This is a genomic window from Stenotrophomonas sp. I18B00994, assembly GCF_014145825.1.
GTDB lineage: Bacteria > Pseudomonadota > Gammaproteobacteria > Xanthomonadales > Xanthomonadaceae > Stenotrophomonas > Stenotrophomonas maltophilia.
This window is the reverse complement of the sequence record NZ_JACIUW010000011.1, coordinates 32,861-54,587: the sequence shown is the minus strand read 5'-3', so window position 1 is coordinate 54,587 and position 21,727 is coordinate 32,861. Positions and strand designations below refer to the sequence as shown.

At 67.9% G+C, this 21,727-nt stretch carries 18 protein-coding genes; 5 read left to right on the top strand and 13 right to left on the bottom strand.

Annotated elements, in window-relative coordinates; genetic code table 11:
* Positions 1-44: 44 nt before the first annotated feature.
* Positions 45-962, bottom strand: coding sequence for an LpxL/LpxP family Kdo(2)-lipid IV(A) lauroyl/palmitoleoyl acyltransferase (locus tag H4O10_RS13665; RefSeq protein ID WP_033835645.1), 918 nt, complete (start codon positions 960-962; stop codon positions 45-47).
* A 60-nt stretch (positions 963-1,022) separates the two neighbouring features.
* Here H4O10_RS13665 and waaA point away from each other — a divergent pair, with 60 nt between their 5' ends.
* Both waaA and H4O10_RS13655 read left to right on the top strand, forming a co-directional pair.
* Positions 1,023-2,321, top strand: a complete 1,299-nt coding sequence (gene waaA / locus H4O10_RS13660) for a lipid IV(A) 3-deoxy-D-manno-octulosonic acid transferase (protein WP_049403581.1) — start codon at positions 1,023-1,025, stop codon at positions 2,319-2,321.
* Between the two features lie 216 nt (positions 2,322-2,537).
* The gene (locus H4O10_RS13655; RefSeq protein ID WP_033835643.1) at positions 2,538-3,755 is read left to right on the top strand and encodes a hypothetical protein; all 1,218 of its coding nucleotides are present in this window, start codon (positions 2,538-2,540) and stop codon (positions 3,753-3,755) included.
* 87 nt (positions 3,756-3,842) lie between these two features.
* Here the strand turns inward: H4O10_RS13655 and H4O10_RS13650 are convergent, their stop codons facing one another.
* The 3 genes from H4O10_RS13650 to H4O10_RS13640 all read right to left on the bottom strand — a co-directional run bounded on the left by H4O10_RS13650 (position 3,843) and on the right by H4O10_RS13640 (position 6,682).
* Entirely contained in the window at positions 3,843-5,201 is a 1,359-nt protein-coding gene (locus H4O10_RS13650) for a TolC family outer membrane protein (RefSeq protein ID WP_033835642.1), read from the bottom strand.
* A 16-nt stretch (positions 5,202-5,217) separates the two neighbouring features.
* On the bottom strand, positions 5,218-5,865 hold the full coding sequence (locus H4O10_RS13645; protein WP_005410960.1) for a protein-L-isoaspartate O-methyltransferase: 648 nt from the start codon (positions 5,863-5,865) through the stop codon (positions 5,218-5,220).
* 136 nt (positions 5,866-6,001) lie between these two features.
* Positions 6,002-6,682 (bottom strand): TetR/AcrR family transcriptional regulator, encoded by a 681-nt coding sequence (locus H4O10_RS13640; protein WP_033835640.1) that lies wholly within the window; start codon positions 6,680-6,682, stop codon positions 6,002-6,004.
* A gap of 117 nt (positions 6,683-6,799) precedes the next feature.
* On the opposite strand from H4O10_RS13640, the gene H4O10_RS13635 reads away from it, so the two are divergent.
* On the top strand, positions 6,800-7,930 hold the full coding sequence (locus H4O10_RS13635) for an efflux RND transporter periplasmic adaptor subunit (RefSeq protein ID WP_005410958.1): 1,131 nt from the start codon (positions 6,800-6,802) through the stop codon (positions 7,928-7,930).
* Between the two features lie 4 nt (positions 7,931-7,934).
* The gene (locus tag H4O10_RS13630) at positions 7,935-11,096 is read left to right on the top strand and encodes an efflux RND transporter permease subunit (RefSeq protein ID WP_005410957.1); all 3,162 of its coding nucleotides are present in this window, start codon (positions 7,935-7,937) and stop codon (positions 11,094-11,096) included.
* Positions 11,097-11,177: 81 nt separating this feature from the next.
* Here the strand turns inward: H4O10_RS13630 and H4O10_RS13625 are convergent, their stop codons facing one another.
* Positions 11,178-12,083, bottom strand: a complete 906-nt coding sequence (locus tag H4O10_RS13625) for a LysR family transcriptional regulator (RefSeq protein ID WP_049453151.1) — start codon at positions 12,081-12,083, stop codon at positions 11,178-11,180.
* A gap of 117 nt (positions 12,084-12,200) precedes the next feature.
* Here H4O10_RS13625 and H4O10_RS13620 point away from each other — a divergent pair, with 117 nt between their 5' ends.
* Positions 12,201-12,974 (top strand): SDR family oxidoreductase, encoded by a 774-nt coding sequence (locus tag H4O10_RS13620; protein WP_049403578.1) that lies wholly within the window; start codon positions 12,201-12,203, stop codon positions 12,972-12,974.
* 101 nt (positions 12,975-13,075) lie between these two features.
* Here H4O10_RS13620 and leuB read toward each other — a convergent pair whose 3' ends face one another.
* The 8 genes from leuB to ilvG all read right to left on the bottom strand — a co-directional run bounded on the left by leuB (position 13,076) and on the right by ilvG (position 21,716).
* Entirely contained in the window at positions 13,076-14,137 is a 1,062-nt protein-coding gene (gene leuB, locus H4O10_RS13615) for a 3-isopropylmalate dehydrogenase (protein ID WP_049453149.1), read from the bottom strand.
* A complete protein-coding gene (gene leuD, locus H4O10_RS13610) occupies positions 14,127-14,705 on the bottom strand; it encodes a 3-isopropylmalate dehydratase small subunit (RefSeq protein WP_049453147.1) in 579 nt (192 codons plus the stop codon). Before leuD ends, leuB begins: the two co-directional genes overlap by 11 nt.
* Entirely contained in the window at positions 14,705-16,123 is a 1,419-nt protein-coding gene (leuC, locus tag H4O10_RS13605; RefSeq protein WP_049453145.1) for a 3-isopropylmalate dehydratase large subunit, read from the bottom strand. The genes leuD and leuC overlap by 1 nt, the downstream gene beginning before the upstream one ends.
* Before the next feature lie 60 nt (positions 16,124-16,183).
* Positions 16,184-16,963, bottom strand: a complete 780-nt coding sequence (locus tag H4O10_RS13600; protein ID WP_033835633.1) for a class I SAM-dependent methyltransferase — start codon at positions 16,961-16,963, stop codon at positions 16,184-16,186.
* 10 nt (positions 16,964-16,973) lie between these two features.
* Positions 16,974-18,560 (bottom strand): 2-isopropylmalate synthase, encoded by a 1,587-nt coding sequence (locus tag H4O10_RS13595; protein ID WP_049453143.1) that lies wholly within the window; start codon positions 18,558-18,560, stop codon positions 16,974-16,976.
* Complete coding sequence (locus H4O10_RS13590; RefSeq protein WP_033835631.1) at positions 18,557-19,648, bottom strand: threonine dehydratase; 1,092 nt, start codon at positions 19,646-19,648, stop codon at positions 18,557-18,559. The genes H4O10_RS13595 and H4O10_RS13590 overlap by 4 nt, the downstream gene beginning before the upstream one ends.
* Positions 19,649-19,744: 96 nt before the next feature.
* Positions 19,745-19,996, bottom strand: coding sequence for an ACT domain-containing protein (locus H4O10_RS13585; RefSeq protein WP_049453141.1), 252 nt, complete (start codon positions 19,994-19,996; stop codon positions 19,745-19,747).
* Positions 19,980-21,716, bottom strand: a complete 1,737-nt coding sequence (gene ilvG, locus H4O10_RS13580; protein ID WP_049403575.1) for an acetolactate synthase 2 catalytic subunit — start codon at positions 21,714-21,716, stop codon at positions 19,980-19,982. Before ilvG ends, H4O10_RS13585 begins: the two co-directional genes overlap by 17 nt.
* Positions 21,717-21,727 lie beyond the last annotated feature (11 nt).

Here is a 21,727-nt window from a genome sequence, read left to right as displayed (position 1 = left end):
GCGCATCCACGCCATGCGTGGATAGAGCCAATCCGCTCCCCGCGTTACTTGTAGAAAGCGCTCCGGCCACCCGGCTGCCGCTTGAATCGGCGATGGATCCAGAGGTACTGGTCGGGCGCCTCGCGCACCATCTCTTCGATGGCCTGGTTGACCCGCGTGGTATCGGCTTCCACGTCGTCGCTGGGGAAATTCTCCAGTGGCGCGCCGATCTTCAGGAAGTACTTCCCGCCTTCGCGGCGATGGAAATACGGGATCACCGCACAGCCGGTCATCCGCGCCAGCTGGTGGGTGGCGGTGATGGTCGAAGCGGTGTGGCCGAAGAACGGCACGAACACGGTGTCCTTGCCGCGCATGTCCTGGTCGGGCGCGTACCAGAGGAAGCCGCCCTTCTTCAGGTGGCGCACGGTAGCGCGGATGTCCTCATTGGCGAACATTGCCTTGGCGTAGCGCAGGCGGCCGAACTTCACCGCCCACTCGTACACCGGGTTCTTGTGCTTGCGGTACATGCCTGAAAGATCAACGTAGTCGCACAGCAGGCGCCCGCACATTTCCAGGGTCATGAAATGGCCGGACACCAGCAGCACGCCACGACCTTCCGCCTGCATCTGCCGTAGATGTTCCAGTCCTTCGATCTGCACCTGCGGGCGGATGCTGTCGATGCTGCCCCACCAGGCGCGGATGCACTCGAACACGCCCACACCCAGGGCATCGAAGCTGTCGCGCACCAGGCGCTGGCGCCAGGCCTCGTCCTTCTCGGGGAAGCACAGCTGCAGGTTGACCTCGGCGGCGCGGCGACGGCTGCCCAGCAGGCGCCAGGTGATCCAGCCGACGCCCCGGCCCAGCGCACGCTGCAGCATCCACGGCAGGCGGGCGATGGCGAAGGCGCCCAGCATGGCGGCGAACATCGGCCAGTTGCGGGGATCGCGCAGCGACGGGCGGACGGCGGTGGTGGCATCGGACATTGGCCCATTCTACCAAGGCGGCCGCGTGTCTTTCCCGGGGGGCTCCCGTATCCTTGCCGCATGCGTAAAGACCCTGTCGAATGGATCCTGCGCGGCCTGTACTCGGTCGTGCTCTACATCCTGCTGCCGATCACCGTGTACCACCTGGTCTGGCGCGGCTTCCGGGTCCGTGAATACTTCCGGCGCTGGGATGAGCGCTATGCTTCCTATCCGCAGCCCACCGGCCAACCGCGGGTCTGGCTGCACGCGGTCTCGGTGGGCGAAGTCAATGCCGCTGCGCCGCTGGTGAACGCGCTGCGCAAGGAGCGCCCGGACATCCGCTGGGTCATCACCACCATCACCCCGACCGGCTCCGAGCGCGTGCGTGCGCTGTGGGGCGACGCCCTGGACCACGTCTACCTGCCGTATGACGTGCCCGGCAGCGTCAACCGCTTCCTCGGCCACTTCCAGCCCAGCCTGGCGCTGATCCTGGAAACCGAACTGTGGCCGAACATGCTGTTCGGCTGCCGTGACCGTGGCATTCCGGTCTACATCCTCAACGCGCGCCTCTCGGCGCGTTCGCTGCGGGGCTACCGGCTGCTGGCGTCATTGATCCGCCGCGCACTGCGCACGGTCACCTGCGTAGCCGCTCAGTCGCAGGACGATGCCGAGCGTTTCGTGCAGCTGGGTGCCGCGCCGGAGCAGGTGCAGGCGCTGGGCAACCTGAAGTTCGACATCACTACGCCGGACGTGCAGGGCTTCGTCGAGCAGTTCCATGCCCGCGTGCCGGCCCGGCGGCCGGTGTGGATCGCCGCCAGTACCCATGATGGTGAAGAACAGGCGGTGATCGATCTGCATCGTCGCCTGCGCCGGCAGCACCCCGACCTGTTGCTGCTGTGGGCGCCCCGGCATCCCGAGCGCTTCCCGAAGGTGGAGGCGCTGGCGCGGGAGCAGGGCTGGAACGTGGCAACCCGGCGCGCGAAGCAGTGGCCGGAGGTTGGAACCGATGTGTTCGTCATCGATACCCTGGGCGAGCTGATGCCGTTCTATGCCTGCGCGCAGGTGGCGTTTGTCGGTGGAAGCCTGCAGCCGATCGGTGGCCACAACCTGCTGGAGCCGGCGGCGATGGGCACCGCTGCGGTGACGGGCCCGCACCTGCACAACTTCTCGGAGATTTCCCGCCGCATGCGCGAGGCGGGCGCGCTGTTGATCGGCGAAGACGTGCAGGCGGTCGGCGAACTGCTGCAGCACCTGCTCGAAGATCCGCAGGCACGCGAGGACATGGCGCGGGCAGGCTGCACGCTGATCAGCAACGGACGCGGTGCCCTGCAGCGTACGCTGGCGCTGGTCGGACCGCACCTGCCGCCGCCTTGCCGCTGAGTCCGAAGGGCCGGCGCACGCGACGTGACTGTCGTGAAAGACCGCGTCAATTCTGCTTAGCGACCTGGAATCTGTCGTAGCGGGACCGGGAGCTTGCTTGCCAACGTGCCTGCCGTCACATCGTGATGCGCATGGCGCGTATTCCGATACCGCCTCCCGGCACAGGCTGTCAGTCTGCTGTCGACCGCGCTTGGGCGGATATCAAGGGAACTTGCGATGGACAGCGACAGCAGCCCCGGCATCGATGAGCCCGGGTACGGCGATCGCCTTGTGGTGGTGGCACTGACCTTGCTGCTGGGAGGCGGCGTGGTCGCGCTGGTCGGGCAGCACACCGCAGCCCAGGCAGGCCCGGCCATCGTCCTGAGCCTGCTGCTGGCCGCGCTGGGTACAGGGCCGCTGCTGTACTGCCTGCACGTTCTGAACCAGCAAAGGCCCGCTGCCGATGGCCTGCATGGCGTGGTGCGGGACTGCTGGGGAGGCGTGCCGGCCGTTCTGCTCGGTGGCGCGCTGCTGCTGGAACTGGTGGTGACTGCCGCTGGCGTTGCGCAGTCCGTCGCCAACCATCTGCATGTTCTGCTGGCTGGTTGTGGAATCGAGGCCAGCAACGGGATGCCGGGTCAACTGATGGCTGCTGCCAGCCTGCTGTTGCTTGCAGCGGTCGGGTCGCTGCGGCCACACCGTGTGGTGCTGGTTGCCTGCGTGCTGCTGACGGTGAAGGTCGGCGCCGGCCTGCTGTTGCTGGTGCTGGCAGCCCGCCATGTGCACTACGCGTACTGGATTCCATGGCTGCCGCCGGCAACGGCACCCTATCGCTTCGGGATCGGCGGTGTACTGGCGGCGAGCGTGCCGCTGTACGGTGTGTTCGCCACCGTTGGCCTGGCGATGGGATTTCCTGGCATCGGCAGGCAGGCGAGGGCACGGCCGCCGCTGCTGCCGGCGTGCGTGCTGCTGGCCATGGTGCTGCTGATTGTACTGGCCGCGTTGCAGGCGGGCCTGGTCGAATTTCCGGCCCTGGCCAGCACGCGGCCTTTGTCGGTCGCCCTGCAGCATCACCCGCAGTTGTACTGGGCGATGCCCTTGCTGCCGCTGGCCGGAGTGGCAGGGTTGGTGGCGCTCATCCTGGTGCTGCTGATGTTGGCTGCGCGGGTGGCGATGCAGCTGTGGCCGACGGCAGGTGACCGATCCCTGGAGTTCCTGGAGAGACTGGTGCCGGTTGCCGTCGTCCTGTCGGCGGCATTGCTGGCGTTGTGGGCGCCCATGGGCAGCCTGCCGGTACTGCCTGGTCCGGCAACCCTGTTGGTGATGGGGGCCGTGTGCGTGGCCGTGCTGCGCGGACGGGCACCGCGGTCACGCGCCCTGCCGGTGCTGGCTCCCGTCGCCATCGCACTGTGTCTGCTGGCCGCAGTCGAACGGATGCGGGTCTGGCCCGGCTGACGGTCGGTGGGTGCATGCTTCCGTCCGCGCGACCAACAAAAAAGCCACCCTCGCGGATGGCTTCTTCGTGACCGGCAGGCTGACGACTCAGTGCGTGGTGGTTGCCGGGTTGCCCGCGTCCTGGGTCAGCAGGCGGTTGACGTCCTGCAGCTCGGCCACGTCCAGCGCACCCAGCGACTGGCTCAGCAGCAGGCGGTTCTGCAGGAAGGTGTAACGGGCCTGGGCGTAGTCCAGCTGCGCCGAGAACAGGATGCGCTGGTTCTGGATCACGTCCAGCACGGTACGGGTGCCGACTTCCAGGCCGACCTGCGAGGCGTCATAGGCGCTCTGTGCCGAGACCACCGCCAGGCGGCGGGCTTCCACTTCGCTGATGCCCTGTACCAGGGTCTGGTACGCATTGCGGGTGTTGCGGTCCAGGGCACGCTTCTGCTGCTCGTAGCCGTCCTGGGCAATGTCACGCTGGGCCAGCGCCTGGCGCACGCCGGACTGGGTAGCGCCGCCGGCGAAGATCGGCACGTTCAGGGTCAGGCCGATGCTGTTGGTGCGGGCGTCGGGGGACAGCGAGCCGGAGCCGGTGCTGTCGCCCCAGGTCGCGGTCTTGCCCCAGCTGCCGCCCAGCGACAGGGTCGGGTAGTGGCCACCACGCGCGGCCTGCACGCCGGCTTCGGCGGCGCTCACCTTCAGTTCCTGCGCCTTCAGCGCCGGATTCTGGGTGGTGGCCTGGTGCACCAGCTCGTCGATGTTGCCACGGTTGGCCGGCACTTCCGGACGGAAGTCGGCCGGCAGCCCACGCAGGTTGGTCACCGGCTGGCCGGTCAGTTCGGTCAGCGCCTGGTAGTTATCGGCCAGGGTGTTCTGCGCAACGATGGTGTTGGCGCGCGCCTGGTCGTACTGGGCGCGTGCTTCGTGCACGTCGGTGATCGGCGCCAGGCCCACTTCCAGGCGCTTGTCGGCGAAGTCGAACTGCTTCTTCGCAGCCGCTTCATTGGTCTGTGCGGCGTTCAGCGATTCGATCGCCACCAGCACGTTGAAGTAGGCCGCCGAGGTGCGCACGATCAGGCTGTCGTTGGCAGATTCGAGGGTGAAGTCCGCCGCCTTGCTCAGCTCACGCTGCGAACGCAGGTTGTTGATCTGGGTCCAGTTGAACAGCGTCTGGCTGCCATCGATCGTGTAATTGCGGCGCTTGTTGGTGAACGAGCCGGAGTTGATGTCGGCGTTCGGCTCGCTGCGCGTGCGGTTCAGCGTGGCCTGGCCGTTGATCTGCGGCAGCAGGGCGGCGCGCGCCTGCACGGCGCCTTCCTTGTCGACCAGCCGGGTCGATTCGGCGGCGGACAGCTGCGGATCGCCGTTGCGTGCCATTTCGTAGACCTGCAGCAGGTCGGCGGCATGGGCAGACAACGGCAGCAGGGCAGTGGCCAGCGCAACAGCGAGGGATCGGCGGATCATTGCGGCTTCCTTGGACTCAGAGGTGGAACTGGGGGGCCGGGGCGGCACCACGCAGGTAATCGATATCGGTCTCGAACAGGGACTCGGTGCTGCCGTCGGCCTTGACCAGCAGGGCCTCCATCGCCGGCGAGCGGCCGTGGATCACGAACAGGCGACCACCCGGACGCAGCCACGAGGCGAACTGTGACGGCACCACGTCGACCGCACCAGTGACACAGATCACGTCAAAGCGGCGTTCGGTCTGCCAGGACAGGGCGTCAGCCACTTCCACGCGGACGTTGGTGCCCAGGCCGGAGGCGTCCAGGCGGGCACGCGCGGCGGTGGCCAGCTCCGGGTCGATCTCCAGGCTCAGCACGTCGCGCGCGAGCGCGCCGATGCAGGCGGACAGGAAGCCGCTGCCGGTGCCGATTTCCAGCACTTCGTCACCCGGCTGCAGATCCAGTGCCTGCAGGGTACGGCCCTCGATGACCGGCTTCATCATCTTCTGGCCGTGGCCGATCGGCAGTTCGACATCGGCGTAGGCCAGCGCCCGGTGTGCATCGGCGACAAAAGCCTCGCGCGGCAGGCGGGCCAGGACGTCGAGCACCTTGATGTCCAGCACGTCCCAGGGACGGATCTGCTGTTCCACCATCAGTTCGCGGGCGTGGGCGTAATCAATCGTCATGAGGTTCAAATCCAGCGCAGTGGGCCGGCCATTTTACCGGTGCCGGAGGCCGGCGGCGCGCCCAGAGCATCAGCTGCCGGGTGGCCGGGGTCGCAGTGCCGGAAGTCATCGCGACCTCCGGTTCGTTCAGTTTTGGTTATTCAGCCGTCCCGGCCCCTCGCGGCGCATAGGCGCGCAGGAAGAAGTCGATGCTGGCGGTCACGTGGGCAAGAGGGTCGCACTCCACCGGTGACAGTGGCATGCCGCACATCATATGCATGTGCACTTCGCCCTTGACCAGGGTCAGGAACTGCTCGCCAGCCAGCGAATAGTCGGTGATTTCCAGCTCGCCGCGCTCGGCGCGTGCCCGCAGGAAGTCAGCCAGGGCCTCGCAGGTACGTTCCGGTCCTGCCTTCCAGAACAGCTCGCGCAGGCGTTCGTCGGTCTCCGGCGCCATCATCATGCGCTGGATCGAGATCGCCGCATCGGAAGTGATCAGTTCGAAGAAGGCCAGGCCGATGCCGATCAGCTGGTCGCGCAGCGGGCCGTCCGCGTCGGCCACGAACAGGGCATCGGGCAGCATTTCAACGCACTTTGACTGCACGGCCTCGGAGAACAGGGTCTCCTTGTCGCCGAAGTGGCTGTACACGGTCAGCTTCGAGACGCCGGCCTGGGCGGCAATGGCGTCCATGCTCACGCCGGTATACCCCTGTTCGATGAACAGTACCTTGGCTGCTTCGAGGATCGCCGCGCGCTTGCCCAGATCCTTGGGGCGCCCGGGTCCGGCGGCCTTGGCAGCGGGCTTGGCCGACGGCTTGCGGGAAGTGGAAGAACTCATCGCAACAATACTAGACCAAGCGGTTCGATATTTATACTATACCGGCCGGTTTATTAAATTGGGCCGGCAGTCGCGGCTCCCCCTTGTTGCAACCCTGCGTTTTCAGGACGTTGACCGATGAAGATCGTGCGCTGGATGGGCGGTATGGTGTGGGTGGCTGCGCTGGCAGCCTGTTCGGGACAGGAACAGGCGCCGCAGGCGGCCGTGCCGGTACTGGTGGTTCACCCCGGCGAACAGGCCGGACAGGCGCCGGCGGCATTCCCGGGCACGGTGCGTGCCCGTCAGGAAAGCCCGCTGTCGTTCCGCGTCGGAGGCAACCTGGTCAAGCGCCACGTCGATGCCGGCCAGCGGGTGAAGAAGGGCGACGTGCTGGCCGAACTGGACGTGGCTGACTTCGCGCTGCAGGCCCGTGCCTCACAGGCGCAGCTGGCTGCGGCCGAGGCCGACCTGGTGCGTGCCCGCGATGACCTGAAGCGCTACCAGGTGCTGGCCGACCAGCAACTGGTCAGCCGCTCGCAGCTGGACCAGCAGTCCGCGGCGTTCAAGGCCGCGCAGGGCCAGGCCAATGCGGCCCGCGCCAACCTCGATGTGCTGCGCAACCAGGCTGACTACGCGCAGCTGCGCGCGCCGGCCGATGGCGTGATCGCCAGCCGCGAGGCCGAAGCCGGGCAGGTGGTGTCCGCCGGCCAGACCATCTTCAACCTGGCCGCCGATGGCGGCCGCGAAGTGCTGATCGACCTGCCCGAGGCGACCATCCGCGACTACGCGGTCGGCCAGCCGGTCGAGGTGGAACTGTGGAACCGCCCGGGCCAGCGCCTGCCCGGTACGATCCGCGAGATCGCCGCCGCCGCCGATCCGCAGGCACGCACCTATGCCACCCGCGTCAGCCTGGCCGCCGATGCGCTGGCCGATGTCGAACTGGGCCAGAGCGCACGCGTCTACAGCAGCGCCGGTCGCCACGGTACCCTGCAGCTGCCGCTGGGCGCGCTGCAGCGCGGTGCCAACGGTGCCGCCAGCGTGTGGGTGGTCGATCCGGCCAACAGCACGCTGAAGGCCGCCTCGGTCACCACCGGTGCGTTTGGCAGCGAGACCGTGCCGGTGCTGTCCGGCGTGAACGCGGGTGACTGGGTGGTTGCCGCCGGTGGCCACCTGCTGCGGGCGGGCCAGCCGGTGATCGCCGTGGACCGGCAGAACCGCCCGGTGCTGAAGCCGGCCGCGCCGGCCGCTGCCGCCAAGGCCAAGGAGTAAGCCGGTGCGCCGCTTCAATCTTTCCGAGTGGGCGCTGGCCAACCGCCCGCTGGTGCTGTTCGCGATGCTGGCCTTCGCGCTGATCGGCGCGTGGTCGTACAAGCACCTGGGCCAGTCCGAGGATCCACCATTCACCTTCAAGGCGATGGTGGTGCGCACGCTGTGGCCGGGCGCCACCGCCGAACAGGTCTCGCGGCAGGTGACCGAGCCGATCGAGAAGGCGCTGATGAACACCGGCGAGTACGAGTTCATCCGCTCCTATTCGCGCCCCGGCGAATCGCAGGTCATCTTCATGGCCCGCGACAGCCTGCGTTCCAGGCAGATCCCGGACCTGTGGTACCAGGTGCGCAAGCGCGTGGGCGACATCCGTGCGACGCTGCCGCGCGAGATCGTCGGTCCGTTCTTCAACGATGAGTTCGGCGACACCTACGGCAACATCTATGCGTTGACCGGCAAGGGCTTCGACTACGCTGTGATGCGCGACTACGCCGACCGCATCCAGCTGGAACTGCAGCGCGTGCCCGATGTCGGCAAGATCGACCTGGTCGGCCTGCAGGACGAGAAGGTGTGGATCGAGCTGTCCAACACCCGCCTGGCCACGCTGGGTGTGTCGATGCAGCAGGTACAGCAGGCGCTGGCCGACCAGAATGCGGTCACCGGCACCAGCTTCTTCGAGACCGCCACCGACCGCGTGCAGCTGCGCGTGACCGGCCAGTTCAACGACATCGAAGCGATCCGCCAGTTCCCGATCCGCGCCGGTGACCGCACCGTGCACCTGGGCGACATCGCCGAGGTCAAGCGTGGCTTCGCCGATCCGGCGTCGCCGAAGATGCGCTTCATGGGTGAAGAGGCCATCGGCCTGGCAGTGGCGATGAAGGATGGCGGTGACATCCTCAAGCTCGGCGCCAATCTCGATGCCGAGTTCGAGCGCCTGCAGAAGACCCTGCCGGCGGGCATGCAGCTGCGCAAGGTGTCCGACCAGCCGCAGTCGGTGGAAGAGTCGGTCGGCGAGTTCGTGCAGGTGCTGACCGAAGCGGTGGTGATCGTGCTGCTGGTCAGTTTCTTCTCGCTGGGCCTGCGCACCGGCCTGGTGGTGGGCGTGACCATTCCACTGGTGCTGGCGATGACCTTCTTCGTCATGCACTACTTCGACATCGGCCTGCACAAGATTTCGCTGGGTGCACTGGTGCTGGCGCTGGGCCTGCTGGTGGACGATGCGATCATCGCGGTGGAGATGATGGCCACCAAGATGGAGCAGGGTTACGACCGCCTGCGCGCGGCCAGTTTCGCCTGGGAATCCACCGCGTTCCCGATGCTGACCGGCACGCTGATCACGGCGGCCGGCTTCCTGCCCATCGCTACGGCGGCCTCGAGCACCGGTGAGTACACGCGTTCGCTGTTCCAGGTGGTGACCATCGCGCTGGTGGTGTCGTGGATCGCGGCGGTGCTGTTCATCCCGTACCTGGGCGACAAGATGCTGCCGGACCTGTTCAATCCGCAGCCGCCGAAGCCGGGCAGCGTGTCCGCGCGCTGGCATGCCAAGCGCCAGCAGTGGGCCGACCGCTATCCGGCGCTGGCCAACCTGATCGCGCCGCCGCAGCACGGGCACGACCACGATCCGTACCAGCGCCCGTTCTACCGCAGCTTCCGTCGCTTCCTCGATGGCTGCCTGCGCCACCGCTGGTGGGTGATTGCCGCGACCATCGCCCTGTTCGTGTTCTCGCTGATGATGTTCCGCTTCGTGCCGCAGCAGTTCTTCCCGGATTCGACCCGGCCGGAACTGATGGTGGACATCGAGCTGGCCGAGGGCGCATCGCTGCGCTCGACCCAGGCCCAGGCCGAGAAGCTGGAGAAGCTGCTGTCCAGCCGCGAGGGCATCGCGAACTACGTGTCCTACGTGGGCACCGGTTCGCCGCGCTTCTACCTGCCGCTGGACCAGCAGCTGCCGGCCACCAACTTCGCCCAGTTCGTGGTACTGGCCAAGGACATCAAGGCGCGCGAAAGCACACGTGACTGGCTGCTGCACGAGGTGATTCCGAAGTTCCCGGACGTGCAGATGCGCGTGACCCGCCTGGAGAACGGCCCGCCGGTCGGCTATCCGGTGCAGATGCGCATTTCCGGCGAGCACATCGAGAAGGTGCAGGCGATCGCGCGCCAGGTCGAAGCCAAGGTGCGCGAGAACCCGCACGTGATGAACGTCAACCTGGACTGGAGCGAGCCGAGCAAGGTGGTGCGGCTGGTGATCGACCAGGAGCGTGCGCGGGCGCTGGGCGTGAGCAGTGCCCAGGTCAGCCAGTTCCTGTCCAGTTCGCTGGCCGGGCAGTCGGTGAGCGTGTACCGCGAGGGCAACCGCCAGATCGAGATGCTGCTGCGTGGCCCGGCCGACGAGCGCAACCAGCTGGAGCTGCTGTCGAGCCTGTCGATGCCGACCGCCAACGGCGGCAGCATCACGCTGTCGCAGGTGGCGACGATGGAGTACGGCTTCGAGGACGGCATCATCTGGCACCGCAACCGCCTGCCGACGGTGACCGTGCGTGCCGACATCAGCGATGGCATGCAGCCGCTGGACGTGGTGCATCAGATCCTGCCGACGCTGGATGGCATCCGTGCCGAGCTGCCGAACGGTTACCTGCTGGAAACCGGCGGTACCGTGGAGGATTCGGCACGTGGCCAGAACTCGATCAAGGCCGGCATGCCGCTGTTCCTGGTGGTGGTGGCCACGCTGCTGATGCTGCAGCTGCGCAGCTTCTCGCGTGCGGCGATGGTGCTGGTGACCGCGCCGCTGGGCATCATCGGCGCGACGTTGTTCCTGCTGCTGTTCCGCGCGCCGTTCGGCTTCGTGGCACTGCTGGGCACGATCGCGCTGGCCGGCATGATCATGCGCAACTCGGTGATCCTGATCGACCAGATCCAGCAGGACATCGATGCCGGGCATGACCGCTGGCATTCGATCATCGACGCGACGGTGCGCCGCTTCCGCCCGATCGTACTGACCGCGCTGGCGGCCGTGCTGGCGATGATTCCGCTGTCGCGCAGCGCGTTCTATGGCTCGATGGCGATCTCGATCATGGGCGGCCTGATCGTCGGCACGGTGCTGACCCTGGTGTTCCTGCCGGCGTTGTACGCGGCATGGTTCCGGGTGAAGCCGGACGAATCCGGGGCGTAATGCCCCGGGTTCTGCGGCCACCGCCCTGGTAGGTGCCAACCTTGGTTGGCACTGACGCATGCATCCACGCATGGTGTGGATCTACAGCAGCTGCAGGCCGCTCCGTAGCACTGGCAGCAGCCATTCGACGAATACCTGCACGCGTTGTGCGCGGTGCTGCCGATGCGGCTGCAGCAGGGTCACCGGTAACGGCTGCGCCACGTACTGCGGCATCACCTCCACCAATGCGCCTGACTGCAGTTCGGCCTGTACGTCGTAGCGCGGAATCTGCAGCAGCCCCAGCCCCGCCACGCAGCACGCGATCGACGCCTCGGCACTGTTCACCCGCACCCAGCCGGGCATCGGCAATGTGCGTAGCTGCGTACCCTCCTGCCATTCCCACGCTTCCACCCGCGCCGTGGTCGGCGACGCGTAGTTCACCGCCCGGTGCTGCTGCAGGTCGGCAGGTTGCTGCGGCACACCGTACTCGCGCAGGTAGGCCGGCGCGGCCACGTTGACGAAGTCGAGCTGGCCCAGCGTGCGCGCGACCAGGCTGGAATCGCCCAACTGCCCGACCCGCAGCACGGCGTCGCAGCCGTCTTCGATCAGGTTCACCGCGCGGTCGGTCATGCCCAGGTCGACTTCCACCTGCGGATGGCGCGCGAAGAAGTCGGGCAGCGCCGGGGCGAGGATGCGGCGGCCGATGCGGCTGGGCACGTCGATCTTCAGCTGGCCCACCGGCTGCGCGTCGTCCTGCCGGAACAGCGCTTCGGCGTCTTCAACTTCGGCGATCAGGCGCAGGCAGCGGGCATGGAACACGTCGCCGTCGTGGGTGGTGGACACCCGTCGGGTCGAGCGCTGCAGCAGGCGGGTGCCGAGCCGCTGCTCCAGCTCCGCAATGGCTGCCGAGACGGTGGAGCGGGGCAGGCCGAGCTGGTCGGCGGCGCGGGTGAAGCTGGCGCACTCCACCACCCGGGTGAAGATGCGGAAGCGATCGATCCGGTCCATTGTTCGCTGGCTCTGGAAGGTTAAGTCAATGCGGCGGGCTTTATCCGCATTTTCTGCACGATATCGTCGTCAGGGCAGGGTTGCCACCCCGGGCAGCCCCCTCCCGAGACCGACGCCATGACCGACCATTCCCTCAAGGGCAAGACCGTGCTGATCGCCGGTGGCGCCAAGAACCTGGGCGGACTGATCGCCCGCGACTTCGCCAGCCAGGGCGCCAAAGCCATCGTCATCCACTACAACAGCGCCGCCACCCAGGCCGATGCAGAGGCGACCGTCGCCGCCGTGCAGGCCGCTGGCAGCAAGGCCGTTGCCCTGCAGGGCGACCTGACGTCGGCGGCAGCGATGGAGCGCTTGTTCGCCGATGCCGTGGCCGCAGTCGGCCGTCCCGACATCGCCATCAATACGGTCGGCAAGGTGCTGAAGAAGCCGCTGCTGGAGATCAGCGAAGCCGAGTACGACGAGATGAGCGCGGTCAACGCCAAGGCCGCGTTCTTCTTCCTCAAGGAGGCTGGACGCCACGTCAACGACGGTGGCCGCGTCTGCACTCTGGTCACCTCACTGCTGGGTGCGTTCACGCCGTTCTATTCCAGCTATGCCGGCACCAAGGCGCCGGTTGAGCATTTCACCCGCGCGGCGTCCAAGGAGTTCGGTGAGCGCGGCATCTCGGTGACTGCGATCGGGCCGGGCCCGATGGACACGCCGTTCTTCTACCCGGCCGAGAGTGCCGATGCGCAGGCATACCACAAGACCGCGGCCGCGCTCTCGGCGTTCACCCGCACCGGCCTGACCGACATCGCCGACATCGTGCCGTGGATCCGCTTCCTGGTCACTGACGGCTGGTGGATGACCGGGCAGACCATCCTGGTCAATGGTGGGTACACCACCAAATAATGCGGCCACGCATGGGGTGGTTCTACAGTAGAGCCACCCCATGGGTGGCTGTCCGCAATGTGCGAAGGGAGAGGCGCCACGCGTGGCGTGGCGCTATCGGATCAGTTGAGTTTGGCCAGCACCGCGTCGGTGGCGGCTGCCGTGCTCACCGACTGGCCCTTGGCGGCCAGATCGGCGGTGAACACGCCATCGTCCAGCACGGCGTGCACGGCGGCTTCCACCGCAGCGGCTTCCGTTTCCAAACCCAGCGAATGGCGCAGCAGCATCGCGGCGCTGAAGATCGTCGCGTACGGATTGGCGATGCCCTTGCCAGCGATATCCGGGGCCGAACCATGGATCGGTTCGTAGATGCCGACCGCGCCCGGCTCGCCCAGCGAGGCCGACGGCAGCAGGCCCAGCGAGCCGGCCAGCATCGAGGCTTCGTCGGTGAGGATGTCGCCGAACATGTTCTCGGTCACGATCACGTCGTACTCGCGCGGCTTGGCGAGCAGGTGCATGGCCATGGAATCGACCAGCTGGTGCTCCAGTGCAACGTCCGGGAATTCCTCGCGGCCGATGCGCGCGGCCACGTCACGCCACAGGCGCGAGGTCTCCAGCACGTTGGCCTTGTCCACCGAGGTGACCTTGCCGCGGCGCTGCCGGGCCAGGCGGAAGGCACTGCGCAGCACGCGTTCGATCTCGGCCACGGTGTAGCGGCACAGGTCGCTGGCGCTGTCGGCGTCGCGGGTCTTGTCGCCGAAGTAGATGCCACCGGTCAGCTCGCGTACCACCACGAAGTCCACGCCCTGCAGCAGCTCGGCCTTGATCGGCGAGGCGTGCAGTGCGGCTTCGTGGGTACGCACCGGGCGCAGGTTGGCATACAGGCCCAGCGCCTTGCGGATCGCCAGCAGGCCCTGTTCCGGGCGCACCTTGGCGTTGGGATCGGACCACTTCGGGCCGCCGACCGCACCCAGCAGCACCGCGTTGGCGACCTGGCAGGCAGTCAACGTAGAGGCCGGCAGCGGCTCGCCGTGGCGGTCGATGGCGATGCCACCGATGTCGTGCTCGCTGAAGGTGAAGGTGTGGTTGAAGCGTGTGGCGACAGACTTCAGGACGGCGACTGCCGCGGCGGCCACTTCCGGGCCGATGCCATCACCGGGCAGGACAACAATTTCAGCGTGCATGCTCACTCTCGTAGCGTTCGATTTCAGGGACACGGCCCAACAGATACCCCAACTGGTCGACGCCTTCCAGCAGGCAGGTCTGCGAGAAGCCATCCAGCGGGAAGGAATAGACGCGCCCATCGGGCGTGCGCAGCTCGCGCGCGGCCACGTCGATGGTCAGCTCGTCGTCCGGGCGCTGCATCAGCGCCTGCACGTCGGCTTCGTCCAGCACGATCGGCAGCAGGCCGTTCTTCAGCGAGTTGCCGCGGAAGATGTCGGCGATCTCGCTGCTGACGATGGCGCGCAGGCCCAGGTCGGTCAGTGCCCACGGTGCATGCTCGCGCGACGAGCCGCAGCCGAAGTTGCGGCCCGCCAGCAGGATGCTGCGGCCGGCGTTGTGCGGCTGGTTGAAGGCGAAGTCGGCCACCGGCGAACCGTCGGCCTGCCAGCGCCAGTCATTGAACGCGTGGCGGCCCAGGCCGGCGCGTTCGGTGGTGGACAGGAACCGCGCCGGAATGATCTGGTCGGTGTCGATGTTGGTCTGGCGCAGCACCACGCTGGCCGAGCTCAGGGTACGGAAACCGGCCATCACGCCACCTCCTGTGCGAACAGTTCGCGGGTATCGGCGACGTGCCCGTTCACCGCGGCCCACGCCGCGCTCATCGGCGAGGCCAGCAGCGTGCGCGAACCAGGACCCTGGCGGCCTTCGAAATTGCGGTTGCTGGTGCTGACGGCCAGCTGCCCGGGCGCGACCAGATCGCCGTTCATGGCGATGCACATCGAGCAGCCCGGCTCGCGCCACTCGGCACCGGCCGCGCGCACGATCTCGTGGATGCCTTCGGCCTCGGCCTCGCGCTTGACGATCTCCGAGCCCGGCACCACCAGCATGCGCACCCGGTCAGCGACGCGACGACCGCGCAGCACCTGCGCCACCTCGCGCATGTCGCTCAGGCGGCCATTGGTGCACGAGCCGACGAACACCACGTCCACCGGCGTGCCCGCCAGCGCCTTGCCGGCCTGGAAATGCATGTAGTCCAGACCCTTCTGTGCGGCGGCATCGTTGGCGGCGGGGATCGGTGCATCCACCGCGATGGCGGTGCCCGGATGCGTGCCCCAGGTCAGGGTCGGGCGGATGTCGGCGGCGTCGATGTGCACTTCGCTGTCAAAGCGCGCGCCGTCATCGCTGCGCAGCTGCTGCCAGCGTGCGACGGCCGCGTCGAAGTCGTCACCCTTGGGGCCGCGCGGGGTAGCAGCGACGAAGTCGAAGGTGACCTGGTCCGGCGCCACCATGCCGGCACGCGCACCCGCCTCGATCGACATGTTGCACAGGGTCATGCGCTGTTCCATGTCCATCGCTTCGATGGTACTGCCACGGAACTCGATGACGTGGCCGGTGCCGCCGTTGACGCCGATCACGCCGATGATGTGCAGGACCACGTCCTTGGCGCCGACGCCGGGCGCCAGCGGGCCATCGACGGTGATCGCGAAGGTCTTCGCCTTGCGCTGCAGCAGGCACTGCGTGGCCAGCACGTGGCCGACTTCACTGGTGCCGATGCCGAAGGCCAGTGAACCGAACGCACCATGGGTGGAGGTGTGGCTGTCGCCGCAGACGATGGTCATGCCGGGCTGGGTGAAGCCTTGTTCCGGCGCGATCACGTGGACGATGCCGCGGTTGTCCGAGGCCATGTCGAACAGTTCGATGCCGTGCTCGGCGCAGTTGCGTGCCAGGGTGGCGACCTGAGCTTCGGACGCAGCGCTGGCGTAGGGAAGCGTACCGTCGGCGGCAGGCGGCAGGGTTGGCGTGGAGTGGTCCATCGTCGCCTTGGTGCGGTCCGGGCGGCGCGGCGACAGGCCGCGCTCGCGCAGTTCGGTGAACGCCTGCGGCGAGGTCACCTCGTGGATCAGGTGCAGGTCGATGTACAGCACGGCGGGGGCGCTGTCGGTTTCGGGAACCACCACGTGGGCGTCCCACAGTTTGTCGTACAGGGTGCGGGGTGCGGAAGTCATGCGTATGCCTGGCAGAAGTACGAAAGAGCGAACATCAGTAAAGAAAACGGAACGGTCAAGTCAGCGACGGCGGGCGAGCACGCGCAGGCGCACGTAGTCGGCCAGCGGCTGGCCGGCGGCATTGCGCGGCAGCTCGGCCAGCAACGCGGTGGCGGCCTCGCGCACGGTAGCGCGGGCCTCGGCCGGCAGGTCGTCCAGCAGTGGTGCGGCGAAGACCCGCAGCCAGCCGGCCACGCCGGTCGGCAGTGCGGTCGGGCGCGGCGTGCACTCGATCAGTTGCACCTGGAAGCCATGCTGGCGCAGGCGGTCGGCGTAGGCATCGGCGGTCGGGAAATACCACTGGAAGGTGCTGGCGCCATGGCCGTGGGCCACGCGCGCGGCCTGTACCGCCGCGATGATCGTGGCCACGTTGCCGTGGCCACCGAATTCGGCGACAAAGCGGCCGCCGGGGCGCAGGGCGCGGCGCACGCCTTCCAGCACGCGGTCCGGAGTCGTCATCCAATGCAGTGCGGCATTGCTGAACACTGCATCGAACTCGCTGTCGAACGACAGCGCGTGGCCGTCCATCACCTGCGCGTCGACACCGCGTGCGCGGGCGGCGACCACCAGTTCCGGCGAAGCATCCACACCGTGGATGCGTGCGCCGCTCAGCGCCAGCTCGGTACTGAGTACGCCATCGCCACAGCCCAGGTCGAGGATGCGCTCACCGGCGCGCGGGTCGAGCAGGCGCGATACCGCGCCGCCGAGCAGCGGCACGAAGCCGGCATCGATCGCATAGTCCTGGGCGTTCCACTGCTGGCCAGCGGCGCTGGCCGGGGTGGGGATGTCGAAGGCGCTCATGGCGGGGTCCTCAGGCGGTGGCGGCGGTGGCAACGTCGGTGTTGCTGTGGGCGGCAGCCTGGCGCTGGCGCAGCAGGCGGTTGGCCACATCCAGCCAGGCCAGCGCGGAGGCTTCGATGATGTCCTTGCTGGTGCCGGTGCCGTCGTACTCCACACCCTCGTGGCGTACGCTCAGATTGGCTTCGCCGCGCGCATCGGCGCCGATGCCGACGCTGTGCACGTGGTAACTGTCCAGCATCAGCTGCACGCCGGTGGCGGCCGACAGTGCGCCGAACAGCGCATCGACCGGGCCGTCGCCCTGCGCGGTCTCGGCCACGCGGTTGCCGTCCGGGTCGGACAGTTCGACCAGTGCGTTGGCGCGGCTGCCGACATCGCTGATGGTCATCGAGGCCAGGCGGTAGCCCTGTGCGTTGGAACCACCCTGCATCAGCGTCTGCAGATCGGCATCGGTGACCACGCGCTGCTGTTCGCACAGGCCCTTGAACTGCTCGAACACCAGCTTCAGTTCGTCTTCGTCCAGCCAGAAGCCCAGCGCACGCAGGCGCGCTTCAACGGCGGCACGGCCACTGTGGCGGCCCAGCACCATCTGCGAATCCTCCCAGCCCACGTCTTCCGGGCGCATGATTTCGTAGGTGCCGCGGTGGCGCAGCATGCCGTGCTGGTGGATGCCCGATTCGTGGGCGAACGCATTGGCGCCGACGATGGCCTTGTTGCGCTGCACCGGCATGCCGACCAGGCGCTGCAGCAGCTGCGAGGTGCCGACGATGCGCGGGGTGTTGATCGAACTGTCCTGCTCGTAGAAGGCCTGGCGCACCTTCAGCACCATCGCGATCTCTTCCAGCGAACAGTTGCCGGCGCGTTCGCCGATGCCGTTGATGGTGCACTCGACCTGGCGCGCGCCGCCTTCGATGGCGGCCAGCGAGTTGGCCACGGCCAGGCCCAGATCATTGTGGCAGTGCGCGCTGAAGATCACGTTGGTCGCGTTCGGTACATCTGCGACGCCGGCGATGACCTGCTGGAACATCGCGCGGATTTCTTCCGGCGTGGTGAAGCCGACGGTGTCGGGCAGGTTGATGGTGGTGGCGCCGGCGGCGATCGCCACGCGCGCGACTTCGATCAGGTAGTCCAGCTCGGTACGGGTGGCATCCTCGGCCGAGAATTCGACATCGTTGATATAGGAACGGGCCAGCGATACGTGCTTGCGTACCGACTCCAGTACCTGTTCGCGGGTCATGCGCAGCTTGTGCTCGCGGTGCAGCGGGCTGGTCGACAGGAACACATGCAGGCGCGGGTTGGCCGCGGCTTCCAGTGCGCGTGCCGAGGTCTCGATGTCGGCCTGCAGGCAGCGCGACAGCACCGCCAGGGTCAGGCTCGGGCGGCGCAGTTCGCGGCCGATCAGTGCCATCGCTTCGCGGTCGGACTGCGAGCTGGCCGGGAAGCCGGTCTCGATGATGTCCACGCCCAGTTCGTCCAGCGCACGCGCCATCACCAGCTTCTGCGGCGGGCTCATGCTGCAGCCGGGGGACTGCTCGCCGTCACGCAGGGTGGTGTCGAAGATGCGGATGCGCGGGGTGGTAATTCGTTCGATGGTGGTCACAGGGAAATCTCCTCGACAGCGGGCGTTGCGGCTTGCAGGTGGGAAGGGGAAGGCATGGGGGAGGGCGGCGCGCTGGCCTTGGCGGGCGAGCGGGGTGTTTCGCTGCGCCGTCGCCGTGGCTTGCGCGGCGGGCGCGGTCGGATGTCGGTAAGCAGGCCGGCCAGCACGCCGGCATCGATGTTCCCGCCGGACACCACCGCGCACTTGCGGCGGCCCGCGACGCGGCGGCCAGCGGCCAGCGCCAGCGCGCCGGCACCCTCGGCAATGATGTGTTCTTCCAGTGCCAGCCGGACCAGGGTTTCGCGCAGTTCGGCTTCGCGCACGATCACCACATCGTCCAGCAGCGAGGTGCACAGGCGACGGGTCAGGAAGCCGGGGATCTTCACCCGCACGCCGTCGGCCAGCGAGGCGACGGGTGCGATCTCGCGCACGTCGCCGCGGATCGCGCGTGCCATCGAATCAACGCCTTCCACCTGCGCGCCGACCACGCGCACGCCCTGTGATTTCAGCGCCAGGGCCACGCCGGAAGCCAGGCCACCGCCACCGATCGGCACGATCACCACGTCCGGGGCATGCGCGGCCAGCTCGATGCCGACCGTGCCCTGGCCGGCGATCACGTCGGCATCGTCGAACGCGGACAGGAAGCGGTAGCCGTGGCGTTGTGCCAGTTCGACCGCGAAGGCGTAGGCTTCGTCATAGCTGTTGCCGTGCTGGCGCACGGTCGCGCCCCAGTGGGCGACGCCGGCGATCTTGGTGGCGGGTGCACCATGCGGCATCACAGTGATGGCCGGCACATCCAGGCGATAGGCGGCCCAGGCCACGCCCTGGGCGTGGTTGCCGGCCGAGGCGCAGATCACCGGCCGGGTGTCGCCGCGTTCGCGGCCGGCCAGCAGTGCATTCAATGCGCCGCGCACCTTGTAGGAACCGGTACGCTGCAGGTTCTCCAGTTTCAGCCAGGTACCGAAGCGTTCGGCGTGGTGCAGCGGGGTGGGCGGCAGGAAGCGGCGCAGGCGGGCCTGCGCTGCCAGGACGTCGGCGACGCTTACGTCGCCGACATCGCTTTCCTGGCTGGTGTCAGCGGCCGGCATGGGCCACCAGCGCGGTGCGGAAGACCGCCGCATGCGGGCACGGACGGCGAAGAAGACGCCTCCGTACCGGCACCGTGGTCGCTACGGTACGGGTGTTCATGGCGATACTCCTTCCACGGCGGTGACCTGCACGGACACGCAGTCGTAGATCTTCTCGATCTGCCGGCACAGCGTTTCCGCCGGGCGCTGGCCATCGACGACCAGCTGCAGGTGCCAGCGGCCATCGTCGGTGGCCACCGGCGCACCGCTGATCGCACGCGGCGCAAAGCCGCGGCGTTCGGCCATGCCGATCACGCGCAGCAGCGCGCCTTCGGCCGGGTGCAGCACCAGGTCAAGCCGGTATTGCATTGGGGGTCTCCTGGCGGGCGTGGGCGGGATTGCTTTCCAGCATCGTGCTGTTGGCGGTGTTCGGCGGCACCAGCGGCCACACGTTGGCGCGTGCATCGATGGCCACGTGCAGCAGCGCCGGGCCGGGCTCGGCCAGCAGCGCGGCCAGGCCGCCTTCCACGTCGTCGCGGTTGTCGATGCGGGTGGCGGCAATGCCGAACACCTGCGCCAGGGCTACGAAGTCCGGGTTGTCGGACAGGTCGATCTCGCTGTAACGCTCGGCGAAGAACAGTTCCTGCCACTGCCGCACCATGCCCAGCGAACTGTTGTCCAGCAGCACGATCTTCACCGGCAGGCGGCAGCGGGCGATGGTCGCCAGCTCCTGCACGTTCATCATGAAGCTGCCGTCGCCGGACACCAGTACCACTGTGCGCTCCGGGCAGGCGAACTGCGCACCCATCGCCGCTGGCAGGCCGAAGCCCATCGTGCCCAGTGCGCCACTGGTCAGGTGGTTGCGGGGGTGGTTGAAGCGGCAGTGCTGGGCCACCCACATCTGGTGCTGGCCGACATCGCAGGCGATCACCGCATCGGCCGGGGCCAGCTCGCTCAGTCGCTTCAGCAGCGCCGGGGCGTAGATGTGCTGGCCCGGTGCGTCGTAGCGGGCGGCGAAGCGATCGCGGTGCTGCGCACAGCGCTTGCGCCACGCGTCCTGGTGGGCCCTGGGGGAGGGGAAGGCCGCACGCAGGGCGCGGATGGCGTGACCGACGTTGCCAGGCACGGCGATGTCGGCAGTGCGCAGCTTGGAGATCTCGTAGGCGTCCGCATCGATGTGGACGACGCGGGCGAATGGCGCGAACTCGGCCAGCTTGCCGGTCGCGCGGTCGTCGAAGCGCGCGCCCAGCACCAGCAGCAGGTCGCTTTCCTGCACCGCCATGTTGGCCGCGCGGGTGCCATGCATGCCCAGCATGCCCAGCGACTGCGGATGGTGGGCCGGCAGTGCACCGAGGCCGCGCAGGGTCATCACGGTGGGGATGGCACTGGCCTCGACGAAGTCGCGCAGGTCCTGCACGGCATCACCCAGGGCGATGCCGCCACCTGCGTAGACCACCGGCTTTTCGGCCGCCGCCAGCGCGGCGATGGCCTCGGCGATGGCGGCCTCGGCCGGCGCCGGCGGCGGTTCGACGCTGCTGGGCACATGCGCCGGCAGATGGCTGGCATCGGCCAGTTGCACATCCTTGGGCAGGTCGATCAGCACCGGGCCGGGGCGACCCTCACGGGCAATGCGGAACGCATCGGCCACCACGCGCGGCAGGTCATCGACGCTGCGCACCAGCCAGCTGTGCTTGACGATCGGCATCGTCAGGCCGAACACATCCAGTTCCTGGAAGGCGTCGGTGCCCAGCAGCGGCGTGCCGACCTGGCCGGTGATGCAGACCATCGGTACCGAATCCAGCATCGCATCGGCAATGCCGGTGACCAGGTTCGAGGCGCCCGGGCCGGAGGTGGCCACGCAGACGCCCACCTGGTTGCTGGCGCGGGCGAAGCCGTTGGCGGCCAGCGCCGCGCCCTGCTCATGGCGTACCAGGATGTGCTTCAGCGACGAATCCACCAGCGCGTCGTAGAACGGCATGATGGTGCCACCGGGATAGCCGAACAGCGTGCGGACGCCTTCGGCCTCCAGCGCCTGGGTCAGCCAGCGCGCGCCGTTGGGCGGCGCGCTGCGATGTGTCGAAGAGTTCATGGGGGAACCTT